General features: G+C 69.3%; 10 protein-coding genes and 1 tRNA gene. 2 read left to right on the top strand and 9 right to left on the bottom strand.

Features of this window, described 5'->3' with window-relative positions:
• Window positions 1-754: 754 nt before the first annotated feature.
• The 9 genes from cysN to V6V89_RS40010 all read right to left on the bottom strand — a co-directional run bounded on the left by cysN (window position 755) and on the right by V6V89_RS40010 (window position 9,632).
• The gene (cysN, locus tag V6V89_RS40050; protein WP_334624926.1) at window positions 755-2,038 is read right to left on the bottom strand and encodes a sulfate adenylyltransferase subunit CysN; all 1,284 of its coding nucleotides are present in this window, start codon (window positions 2,036-2,038) and stop codon (window positions 755-757) included.
• Window positions 2,038-2,952 carry a sulfate adenylyltransferase subunit CysD gene (cysD, locus tag V6V89_RS40045; protein WP_334624925.1) on the bottom strand — a complete coding sequence of 305 codons (915 nt, stop codon included), beginning with the start codon at window positions 2,950-2,952 and terminating at the stop codon, window positions 2,038-2,040. Before cysD ends, cysN begins: the two co-directional genes overlap by 1 nt.
• A gap of 34 nt (window positions 2,953-2,986) precedes the next feature.
• Window positions 2,987-3,826 carry an inositol monophosphatase family protein gene (locus V6V89_RS40040; protein ID WP_334624924.1) on the bottom strand — a complete coding sequence of 280 codons (840 nt, stop codon included), beginning with the start codon at window positions 3,824-3,826 and terminating at the stop codon, window positions 2,987-2,989.
• Complete coding sequence (locus V6V89_RS40035; RefSeq protein WP_334624927.1) at window positions 3,826-5,226, bottom strand: sugar transferase; 1,401 nt, start codon at window positions 5,224-5,226, stop codon at window positions 3,826-3,828. Before V6V89_RS40035 ends, V6V89_RS40040 begins: the two co-directional genes overlap by 1 nt.
• Before the next feature lie 228 nt (window positions 5,227-5,454).
• Window positions 5,455-6,036: an aminoacyl-tRNA hydrolase gene (pth, locus tag V6V89_RS40030; protein WP_334624923.1), complete on the bottom strand. Its 582-nt coding sequence runs from the start codon at window positions 6,034-6,036 to the stop codon at window positions 5,455-5,457.
• 79 nt (window positions 6,037-6,115) lie between these two features.
• Complete coding sequence (locus V6V89_RS40025; protein WP_334624922.1) at window positions 6,116-6,745, bottom strand: 50S ribosomal protein L25/general stress protein Ctc; 630 nt, start codon at window positions 6,743-6,745, stop codon at window positions 6,116-6,118.
• Between the two features lie 194 nt (window positions 6,746-6,939).
• Window positions 6,940-7,920 (bottom strand): ribose-phosphate diphosphokinase, encoded by a 981-nt coding sequence (locus V6V89_RS40020; protein WP_334624921.1) that lies wholly within the window; start codon window positions 7,918-7,920, stop codon window positions 6,940-6,942.
• A gap of 35 nt (window positions 7,921-7,955) precedes the next feature.
• Window positions 7,956-9,479: a bifunctional UDP-N-acetylglucosamine diphosphorylase/glucosamine-1-phosphate N-acetyltransferase GlmU gene (gene glmU / locus V6V89_RS40015; protein ID WP_442935310.1), complete on the bottom strand. Its 1,524-nt coding sequence runs from the start codon at window positions 9,477-9,479 to the stop codon at window positions 7,956-7,958.
• 78 nt (window positions 9,480-9,557) lie between these two features.
• A tRNA-Gln gene (locus tag V6V89_RS40010) sits at window positions 9,558-9,632 on the bottom strand.
• Window positions 9,633-9,770: 138 nt separating this feature from the next.
• Here V6V89_RS40010 and V6V89_RS40005 point away from each other — a divergent pair.
• Both V6V89_RS40005 and V6V89_RS40000 read left to right on the top strand, forming a co-directional pair.
• On the top strand, window positions 9,771-10,730 hold the full coding sequence (locus V6V89_RS40005) for an acyl-CoA desaturase (protein WP_334624919.1): 960 nt from the start codon (window positions 9,771-9,773) through the stop codon (window positions 10,728-10,730).
• 53 nt (window positions 10,731-10,783) lie between these two features.
• A complete protein-coding gene (locus tag V6V89_RS40000) occupies window positions 10,784-11,386 on the top strand; it encodes a TetR/AcrR family transcriptional regulator (protein WP_334624918.1) in 603 nt (200 codons plus the stop codon).
• The last annotated feature ends 79 nt before the right edge of the window (window positions 11,387-11,465 follow it).

Below are 11,465 nucleotides of genomic sequence, written 5' to 3'. Positions count from 1 at the left end.
CCCGCACCGCCCGCGCGGGCCGGCGCACGCGGGCCGGCGCCGGGCCGCGCGCAGCGCGCCGACTCCCGTCGATCAAGTGCAAATGCACGTGGTTGGATCTCTTTTCCGCGTGCGTTTGCCCTTGATCGATGAGAATGGCCTTGATCGGCGCGGCTCGCGCCCGGCGGCGCGCCCCCGGCGCGCGACACCCGACGCGCCGCACCCGACGCGCTTTCGCAGCGCCCGCCCCGCAGGCGTTCGGAGCGCCCCTGCCCGCAGGCGTTCGCGGCCATCGCGGAGGCCGGGCCGCAGGCCGCACCACGCGCGATCTCGGGTGACAAGGCCACGTCTGCGGCGGCCGGCTGCCCTGTAGGGGCAGCCACTCTCCAGACGGCGGCGCCGCACGGTAGCGCGATGTGGCGCGTGAGTAGGCCGCACAGGTTCGGGGAGGTTGCGGTGTCAGACACAGCTGGGGGCCCCGCTTGCCCGTCATTGCGAACGACCCGGCATCGGCCGCGGCAGAGACACGCGATCGGCGCCCCTGCGGGGCGCCGATCAAGGAACATCACGTCGATCAAGGGCAAACGCACGCGGAAAAGAGATCCAACCACGTGCATTTGCCCTTGATCGACGGGAGAGACCGCAACGCGGACGCCGCAACGCGGACGCCGCAACGCGGACGCCGCAACGCGGACGCCGCAACGCGGACGCCGCAACGCGGACGCCGCAACGCGGACGCCGCAACGCGGACGCCGCAACGCGGACGCCGCAGTGGCTAGCGGGTTTCGATGATCATGCCGGCGGCGACCGTGCGGTTGGTGGTCTCGTCGATGAGGATGAAGCCGCCGGTCGTGCGGTTGCGCCGGTACTCGTCGGCGAGCAGCGGCACGGTGGTGCGCAGCCGCACCCGGCCGATCTCGTTGAGGGTGAGCTGCGTGGCGCCCTCGTCCCGGTGCAGCGAGTTGACGTCGAGCCGGTACTGGAGGCCGCGCACCACGGTCCGCGCCGCCCGCGTGGTGTGCTTGATCGCGTACTTGGCGCCGACTTGCAGCGGCCGCGACTCGTCCATCCAGCAGACCATCGCCTCGATGTCCTGCGTGACGGCGGGCGCGTTGTGCGGCCGACAGATCATGTCGCCGCGCGAGATGTCGATCTCGTCTTCGAGCCGCACGGTGACCGACATCGGCGGGAACGCCTCGTCGACCGGTCCGTCGGCGGTGTCGATCGCGGCGATGCGGCTGGTGAACCCGGACGGCAGCACCATCACCTCGTCGCCGGGCTTGAGCACTCCGGAGGCGACCTGGCCGGCGTATCCGCGGTAGTCGGTGATCGTTGTCGACTGTGGACGGATCACGTACTGCACAGGGAAGCGCACGTCGACCAGGTTGCGGTCGGAGGCGATGTGCACGTGCTCCAGGTGGTGCAGCAGCGATGGCCCCTCGTACCACGGGGTCTTGTCGGACCGGGTGACGATGTTGTCGCCGTGCAGCGCCGAGATCGGGATGACGGTCAGGTCGGGCGCCTCAAGCTTGGCCGCGAACGAGGTGAACTCGTCGGCGATCCGCTCGAACACCTCGCGCGACCAGTCGACGAGGTCCATTTTGTTGACGCAGAGCACCACGTGTGGGACCCGCAGCAGGGAGCACAGGAAAGCGTGCCGCCGCGACTGCTCGACCAGTCCCTTGCGGGCGTCGACCAGGATCAGCGCCAGGTCGGCGGTGGAGGCGCCGGTGACCATGTTGCGCGTGTACTGGATGTGCCCAGGCGTGTCGGCGATGATGAACTTGCGCCGCGGTGTCGCGAAGTACCGGTACGCCACGTCGATGGTGATGCCCTGCTCGCGCTCGGCGCGCAGGCCGTCGGTGAGCAGCGCCAGGTTGGTGTACTCGTCGCCGCGCGCCGCGCTGACCGCCTCGACCGCTTCGAGCTGGTCGGTGAACAGCGACTTGGTGTCGTACAGCAGCCGCCCGATCAGCGTCGACTTGCCGTCGTCGACCGAGCCGGCGGTGGCGAAGCGCAAAAGATCCATTGCACGCGTTTCCGTGACCACAGCGGTCATCAGAAGTATCCCTCCCGCTTGCGGTCTTCCATTGCCGCTTCGCTGACCCGGTCGTCGCCGCGGGTCGCCCCGCGCTCGGTGATGCGCGTGGCGGCCACCTCGTCGATCACCTTCTCGACGGTGTCGGCGTCGGAGCGCACCGCCGCGGTGCAGGACGCGTCGCCGACCGTGCGGTATCGCACTGTGGCCGTGAACGGGGTTTCACCGGCCCGCGCCGCGAGGTACTCGTTCACCCCGTACAGCATGCCGTCGCGCTCGACGACCTCGCGCTCGTGCGCGTAGTAGATCTCCGGCAGCGACAACTGCTCGCGGGCGATGTAGTGCCACACGTCGAGCTCGGTCCAGTTCGACAGCGGGAACACGCGGATCGACTCGCCGGGGTGGTGCCGGCCGTTGTAGAGACCCCACAACTCGGGGCGCTGGTTTTTGGGATCCCACTGGCCGAAGTCGTCGCGGAAGCTGAACACCCGCTCCTTGGCGCGCGCCTTCTCCTCGTCGCGGCGGGCACCGCCGAACAGCGCGTCGAACCGGTACTTTTCCACCGCGGCCAGCAGCACCGGCGTCTGGATCCGGTTGCGTGTGCCGTCGGCGGGCTCGCGCACCAGCCCGGCTTCGAGCGCCTCGGGCACGCTGGCGACCACGAGTTGGAGTCCCAGATCGACGACCCGCGCGTCCCGGTACTTGATCACCTCCGGGAAGTTGTGGCCGGTGTCGACGTGCATGACCGGAAACGGGATGCGCGCCGGCGTGAACGCCTTTTCCGCCAGGCGCAGCATGACGATCGAGTCCTTGCCGCCGGAGAAGAGCAGCACGGGCCGCTCCAGCTCGGCCACGACCTCGCGCATGATGAAGATGCTCTCGGCTTCGAGAGCATCGAGGTGCGAGACGCGGTATGTGGTTGACGTCTGGCTCACGAGTTCCAGACCTTCCCGATTGGTTAAAGGTAAATTACTCTACCTGGAGATGGCGTCGCACCGCTGCGAGCAGCCGATCGGCCAGGTCCTTGCGGCACACGAGCAGGTCGGGCAGGCGCGGATTCGCCTGGTTATATTTCAGCGCAGATCCGTCGATCCGGGAAGCGTGCAGGCCGGTGGCCGTGGCCACAGCCACCGGCGCGGCCGAGTCCCACTCGTACTGCCCACCCGCGTGCAGGTATCCATCGACGTCCCCACCGATCACCGCCGCGATCTTGGCACCGGCCGAGCCCATCGGTACGAGCTCGGCACCGATCTCCTCGGCGACGGCCGAGAGGAACGCGGGCGGGCGGCTGCGGCTCGCAGCCAGGCGCAGCGGGCCGCCGGTCGCCGCGGACAGCGTCATCGGCGGGTACGCGGGCGGATAGTCGGTGCCAAGCACGCGGTGCTGCGCCGGCAGGCCGATCGCCCCCGCCGCGAGCTGGTGCGGTCCGCTCGCGTTTCGGGCCCAGAGCGCCACGTGTACCGCCCAGTCGGTGCGCCCCTCCTCGGCGAACTCGCGCGTGCCGTCGAGCGGGTCGATGATCCACACGCGTTCGGCGTCGAGGCGGATCGGCGGCGCCGGGCCGTCACCGGCCACCCAGGCCCGCCGGGCGTGGTCGTCCTCCTCCGACAGCACCGCGTCGGCCGGACGCCACCGCGCGAGCTCGGTGCGGATGAGGTCATGCGACAGCTTGTCGCCCGCCGCCTTGAGCGCCACCGGATCTTGGTGGCCGCGCTCGGCGCGCACGCCGAGCAGCAGCTGGCCGGCGCGGGTTGCGAGCCACCGCGCGAACGCCCCGTCGACGACCGGAGGGCTGACCGGGGTGCCCATCAGTAGGCCCCGGAGGATCGGGCGACCGCCGCGACGGTCCGCATCAAAATGACCAGGTCGAGCGAAAGCGACCAGTTCTCCACATACCGCAGATCCAACCGGACCGCCTCCTCCCACGGCAGGTCCGAACGACCGGAAACCTGCCACAAGCCCGTCATACCGGGCTTTACCGCTAGCCTGCGCCGCATGTCGTCCGGGTACACCGCTACCTCTTCCGGCAGCGGCGGTCGCGGGCCGACCAGCGACATGTCGCCCCGCAGCACGTTGAACAGCTGCGGCAACTCGTCGAGCGACAGCCTGCGCAGCCACCGCCCCACCGGCGTCACCCGGGGATCGTTACGCACCTTGAACAGCACTCCGTCGTACTCGTTCAAATGCTGGACCTCCGCGAGCCGCGCCTCCGCGTCGAGGTACATGCTGCGGAACTTGTAGATCAGGAAATGCTGCCCGTCCCGGCCCACCCTGATCTGACGAAAGAATACCGGCCCTGGCGAATCACGCCGGATCCAGAGGGCCACCGCCACCAGCACCGGCGACAGCATCGCCAGCAGCATCGCGGCGCCAAGGCGATCGAAGAACTCCTTCACCACGCGGGCGCCGCCATCCAACCGGGGGTGCTCCACGTGCAGGATCGGCAGCCCGTCGACGGGCCGGATCGTGGTGCGGTCACCGGCCACGTCGATCAGGGCGCTCGCCAGGATCAGGTCGACCTCGTCGCGCTCCAGCCGCCACGCCAGCCGGCGCAGCGCCTGCCCGTCCAGTTCGGGACAAGACAGCACCAGTACCGTGTCGACGCCCGCCGCGTCGACCGCCTCGGCCACCTCGTCGAACGTCCCGTACACCGGCAGCCCCACGGCACCGTCGCCATCGGGCGGTAGGCACGCGCCCACCACCTCAAGCCCGTGGTACCGCTCGCGACGCAGCCGCACGGTCATGTCCATCACGGCCAGTTCGTGGCCCACCACGAGGACCCGGCGCATGCACTCGCCGCGCTCCCGGGCGAGGTGCAGCCGCTTGCGCGCCACGAACCGGACCGCGAGCACCGTCGCGGTCGCCCCGGGCAGCGCCACGAGGACGTACGACCTGGCCAAGGGCAGATTCAAGGCGTACGAGACAACGGCGGCCGCCGCGATCACGCCGAGGCCCGATCGGATGACCCGCTGGTACTCCTCCGTACCGACGAACAGGAACCGGCTCTCGTACGTGCGGTGCAGCGAAAGCATCGCGACCAGCGCTACTGGGAGCAGCAGCGACAGCAGTAGGTACACCCGGTTGTAAGCGGTCACCGCCAGCCCGAAGCGGGCCTCGAACGCGACCGCGCCCGCCGCCAGCCCGACCAGCAGGTCGCCCACCAGCAGGGTGCGGACGTACCGGGACTCCCACAGGGCGCGCCGTGACATCGCCGCGTGCCGCCCGGGTATCCGCCGCAGCGGCCAACCCGACACCCGCGGCACCTCGGCCGCGCGCTGCCGCAGCGGCGCGGGGAAGAGGCGAAGCTTCTCGTCGAAGGCGTCCTCGACGTCGCGGACCAGCTCGGCGTCGTACTCGCCGAACCGCCGCTGCTCCACCGTAGCCCCCAGCCCGAGTCATCTAGTCTCGCGTGGATCAACGCGTGACCGGCCCGGGCGTCACGCCCCGTTATAGGCGTTTTGCGCGGCTTCAACCCCTTGCGTGACGATGGCCTCGACCACGTCAGCGGCCCGATCCACCAAAAACTCCAGTTCCTTGCGCTCCACCGCCGAAAAGTCGGAAAGCACGTAGTCAGCCGGATCCTGCCGCCCCGGTGGCCGGCCAATGCCGAACCGCACCCGCGCGTACTCCTTGCCACCCAACGACTTCGACATCGACCGCAGGCCGTTGTGCCCGCCCTCGCCGCCGCCGAGCTTGGCCTTCACCTGCCCATACCCGAGATCCAGCTCATCGTGCACCGCGATGACCTGCCCGATCGGTACCTTGTAGAACTGCGCCAGCGCCGCCGCCGGCCCGCCCGACAGGTTCATGTATGTCAACGGCTTCGCGAGGACCACCTTCGGCCCGCCGTACCCAAGTCGCCCCTCAGCCACCTCGGCGACCGCACGGCGATGCCGTCCGAACTTCGCGCCGATCCGCCCGGCCAACAGGTCGGCCACCAGGAAGCCGACGTTGTGCCGATTGCGCGCGTACTCCTTGCCCGGGTTGCCGAGCCCAAGCACGAGCCAGCTCTCGTCCACCTGCCTACCTCTACGGATGCGAAGGGGGCCCGCCAGGGGCCCCCTTTCGTACGTCAGCGGCTCAGCGTCACGGCAACGATCAGGCCTGGGCTGCGGTCTCGGCCGGAGCCTCGTCGGTCTCGACGGGAGCCTCCTCCGCGGTCTCGCCCTCGAGCTGCTCGGCGCTCGGCGCCACCGTCACCATGGCGATGACCATCTCCGGGTCGGCGGCCAGCTCGGTGCCGCTCGGCAGCGTGACGTCGGCGGCGGTCACCCGCGAACCACCCTCCAGGCCCTCGATCGAGGCCTCGAGGTATTCGGGCAGGTGCAGCGCCTCGGCGTTGACGGTCAGCGTCGAGTTTTCGGTAACGACCAGCGTGCCGCGGGCGGCCTCGCCGATGAGGTGCACCGGAACCTCGACGGTCACCTGCTCGCCGCGCTTCACGATCAGCAGGTCGACGTGCTCGAAGGTGTCCTTGATCGGGTCACGCTGGATCGCCTTCGCGAGCGCCAGCGTCGTGGCGGCTCCCGCGATGTCGATCGCGAAGATCTGGTTGAGGCCGCCGTGACGAATCGCGGCGGCGAACTCCCGCGCGGGGAGCGCGATGTGCTGGGGCTTCTCGCCGTGGCCGTACAGCACGGCGGGCACCTTGCCGGCCCGACGGGTACGACGGGCACCACCCTTGCCGAACTCGGTGCGGGGCTCGGCGCTGATCTTTACCTCGGACACGGAAGTACTCCTGATGCTTTCGTCTGCTGCGTGGGGTCGACGGCGGCGGTGCCGGGCGAGGAGGCGCGCTGGGACAGGGCCCGGAGCACCGCGTCGATCACGGTGACCCCGTGCGGTTGGTGCTGTCTCAACAGCGGCCCGCAGAGCACCCTCGCCGTGGCAACCGCTCCAGTCTAGCGGAGCCCAGGCGCCAGTTAGCTCAGACCCCCGAACAGGGTCGTCACGGAGCCGTCGTCGAACACCTCGCGGATCGCACGCGCAAGCAGCGGCGCGATCGACAGTACCGTGATCTTGTCGAGACGCTTCTCGGGCGGCAGCGGCAACGTGTTCGTCACCACCACCTCGCTGATCCGGCTGTTCTTCAACCGCTCGGTCGCCGGGTCGGACAGCAACGCGTGCGTCGATGCCACCACCACGTCGGCAGCGCCCGACTCGTGCAGGATGTCCGCCGCCCGCGTGATCGTGCCACCGGTGTCGATCATGTCGTCGACGATCAGGCACACCCGGTCTTCGACCTCGCCGACCACCCTGTTCGCCACGACCTGGTTCGGCTTCAACGGGTCGCGCGTCTTGTGGATGAACGCCAGCGGGCAGCCGCCCAGCCGGTCAGTCCAGCGCTCGGCCACCCGCACCCGGCCCGAATCCGGCGCCACCACGGCCATCGGCCGGCCCGCGTACTTGCGCTCCACGTACCCGGCCAGCGTGTCCATCGCGAACAGGTGGTCGACCGGCCCGTCGAAGAAACCCTGGATCTGCGCTGTGTGCAGGTCGACCGTCAAGATGCGGTTCGCGCCCGCCGTCTTCAGCAGGTCGGCCATCAGACGCGCGGAGATCGGCTCGCGCCCGCGGTGCTTCTTGTCCTGCCGCGAGTATGGGTAGAACGGCAGCACCACGGTGATCCGCTTCGCCGAACCACGCTTCAACGCGTCAACCATGATCAGGGTCTCCATGACCCATTTGTTGACGCCCTGCGTGACGGCCTGCACCACGAACGCGTCCGAACCCCGCACCGACTCCCGGTACCGGACGAAGATCTCGCCGTTCGCGAACTCGTACGCGTCCGTCGGCGTCGGCGCCACGCCCAGTGCCTCGCCGATCTCATCTGCCAGCTCGGGAAAGCCCCGACCCGAGAAGAGCATCAGGCTTTTGCGGTTTTCCGCGACGATGCTGCCCATCGGCAATCCGCTCCCATGGGTCGGTGGTTCGACGACTACTCGGTTGCAGTATCTCCCGAGGTCGTCCCGCGCCCACCAGCATCACCCTGGTCGTGCGCTGCCTCACGCTCGCGCTCCTTGGCGCGGCGCGCCGCCTCGGCCGGCGGGGTGCCCGGCCGCTTACGCTCCGTCCAATCCGGGAAGATTCGCTGCGGCCCACCCGACACCGCCAGCGCTCCCGGCGGCACGTCCTGCCGCACCACCGTGCCCGCGCCCGTGTACGCGCCGTCGCCCACCTCGACCGGCGCCACGAACATGTTGTCGGACCCCGTCCGCACGTGGCTACCGATCGTCGTGTGGTGCTTCGCCACCCCGTCGTAGTTGACGAACACCGACGCCGCGCCGATGTTCGAGAACTCGCCGATCGTCGCGTCACCCACGTACGTCAGGTGCGGCACCTTCGACCCCTCGCCGATGACCGCGTTCTTCGTCTCCACGAACGTGCCGAGCTTCGCCTTGCGGGCCAGCTTCGTACCGGGACGCAGCGAGGCGTACGGCCCGATGTTCACCTCCGGACCCACCTCGGCGCCGATCGCGTGCGCCCGCACCACCGACGCACCCGCACCGACCACCGTGTCGACCAGCGTCACGTCTGGCCCGATGGTCGCGCCCGCCGCCACGGCGGTCGCGCCACGCAACTGCGAGTTCTGGTCGATCACCACGTCGGGCTCCAGCGTCACCGTCACGTCGATCCAGGTGGTAGCCGGGTCCAGGATCGTCACACCAGACCGCATCCACGCCGTGTTGACCCGGTCGCGCAACAGGCGGCGCAGCCCCGCCAGCTCCGCCCGGTCGTTGCAGCCCAACGTCTGAATCGCGTCGTCCGCCACGTGCACCGCCACCGGCCGGCCGTCCGTTGCCAGCAGTCCGAACACGTCCGTCAGGTACTCCTCGCCCTGATCGTTGTCCGTCGACAGCTTGCCCAGCGCCGCCCGCAGCAACCGCCCGTCGAACGCGTAGATGCCCGCGTTGATCTCGCGGATCGCCCGCTGCGCGGCGGTCGCGTCGCGCTCCTCGACGATGCGCTCCAAGGCGCCGCTCGCGTCGCGCACGATCCGGCCCAGCCCTGTCGGGTCGGCCACCTCCGCCGCCAGCACCGTCGCCTCGGTGTCGCCCGCCTCGTGCGCGGCCACCAGCGCCGCCACCGTGTCGGAGCGCAGCAGCGGCACGTCGCCGTTGAGCACCACCACCGTGCCTTCGACGTTGGCAGCCGCCTCCAGCGCGATACGCACGGCGTGCCCGGTGCCGTTCTGGCTGGCCTGAAGCACCGGCTCGGCGTATGGGGCGATCTCGGCGAGGTGAGCGGAGACCTGCTCGGCGCCGTGGCCCACGACCACGATCGTGTGCTGCGCGCCCAGCGGCTCGGCCGCCGCCAGCACGTGACCCACGAGGGTGCGGCCAAGCAGCGGGTGCAACACCTTCGGGAGCGCGGACTTCATCCGTTTGCCCTCACCGGCGGCGAGAACGACGACGGTACGAGGGCGGGGAGAGGTCACGAGAAGCTCCCGTCGGGGCGGCATGGGGTTGCGGCCTCATGGTAGTCCGCGGAGCGCCAGCCCATCTGGCCAGCTACCAGTCCGAAGCCGGACATTTACTGATGGCTCGGCTGCCAGGACTCGAACCTGGAAATACGGGACCAAAACCCGCAGTGTTGCCAATTACACCACAGCCGACTGTCGTGAGTGCCAGCGTAGCGCCCGCCTGATCGCAAGGAGAACCTAGGCGGTGCATCCCTCGTCAAACTACGGTTCCGTAAGTTACGGTGACGTAGGCGTAACTTAATCTTTTCCCCGCACCGCCAGTGAGGTTCCATGTCTCCTGCCACCCTCGCCGAGACGTCCACTCCCAACGTTGCCAAGCCGCTGACCGAGGGCACCCAGTCCAAGGGCATCCTGATCGGCCTCTGGGCGTTCGTCGTGATCCCGTTCCTCGGGGTGTTCGCGGCCGTTCCGATCGCCTGGGGCGGCTGGTTGTCCTGGACCGATGTCGCGATCTTCGCGGTCTGGTACTCCGTGGCCGGGATCGGCATCACGGTCGGTTACCACCGGTACTTCACACACGGGTCGTTCAAGGCCAAGCGCTGGCTGCGGATCGCGCTCGCGGTGGCGGGCTCGTTCGCGGTCGAGGGCAACATCACGCAGTGGGTCGCCGACCACCGGCGTCACCACGCGTTCTCCGACCTGGAGGGCGACCCTCACTCGCCGTGGCGGTTCGGCACGAGCTTCTGGGCGCTGGTCAAGGGCCTCTGGTTCGCGCACATGGGGTGGCTGTTCCACCGCGAGCTGTCCAACCGCGAGCGCTTCGCCCCCGACCTGCTGCGCGACAAGGACATCAACCGGGTCGACAACCTGTTCCCGCTGCTCGTGCTGATCTCGATGGTCGCGCCGGCTGCCGCCGGCGGCCTGGTCACCTGGTCGTGGCAGGGCGCGCTGACCGCGTTCTTCTGGGCCGGCATCGTGCGGGTGGGCCTGCTGCACCACGTCACCTGGTCGATCAACTCGATCTGCCACGTGTACGGGGAGCGGCCGTTCGAGATGCGCCAGGGCGACAAGGCGGCGAACTTCTGGCCACTGGCGATCCTGTCGTTCGGCGAGAGCTGGCACAACCTGCACCACGCCGACCCGACCTGCGCCCGCCACGGCGTGCTGCGCGGGCAGATCGACATCTCGGCGCGCACCATCTGGGTCTTCGAGAAGATCGGTGCCGCCTACGACGTGCGCTGGCCCAAGCCGGAGCGGATCGCCGCGAAGTTGGTAAAACCCTCACCGTGACAGATATTTCAAGCGCAAACGGGGCGCCACCCAAACCCAGCTCACGGGTTCGGATGTCGGCGGCGCAACGCCGTGAGCAGCTCATCGTCATCGGCCGCCAACTGTTCGCCGAGCGCGGGTTCGACGCGACCTCCATAGAGGAGGTCGCGCACCGCGCGAAGGTCTCCAAGCCCGTCGTGTACGAGCACTTCGGCGGCAAGGAAGGCCTGTACGCGGTCGTGGTGGACCGGGAGGTCCGGGCGCTGCTCGACCGGATCACCAACGCGCTGACCGCCGGCCACCCGCGCGAGCTGTTGGAGCAGGCGGCGCTGGCGCTGCTCGACTACATCGAGGGCGAGACCGACGGCTTCCGGGTGCTGGTGCGGGAGTCGCCGGTCATGTCCGCGACCGGCAACTTCAGCAGCATTCTCAACGACGTGGCGCACCAGGTTGAGCACATACTGGGCGCCGAGTTCAAGCAGCGCGGATACGATCCGAAGCTGGCCGAGCTGTACTCGCAGGCGCTGGTCGGCATGGTGGCGCTAACCGGCCGCTGGTGGCTGGAGGTGCGCAAGCCGCGCAAGGAGACGGTGGCCGCGCACCTGGTCAACCTGGCGTGGAACGGCCTGTCACACCTGGAAGCGAAGCCGACACTGCTGACGCGCCGCAACCGCTAGGCGTGCCCCCTAAGCGCAATACCGGTGACTTAAGGTCGTGGTGTCCGTTTGACGCGTTTCGGTTTGGTGGCGCCTGTGA

This window comes from Micromonospora sp. CPCC 206061 (genome assembly GCF_036906915.1).
Lineage (GTDB): Bacteria > Actinomycetota > Actinomycetes > Mycobacteriales > Micromonosporaceae > Phytohabitans.
The sequence above is the reverse complement of the archived record's forward strand: the minus strand, read 5'-3'. Positions and strand labels throughout refer to the sequence as shown.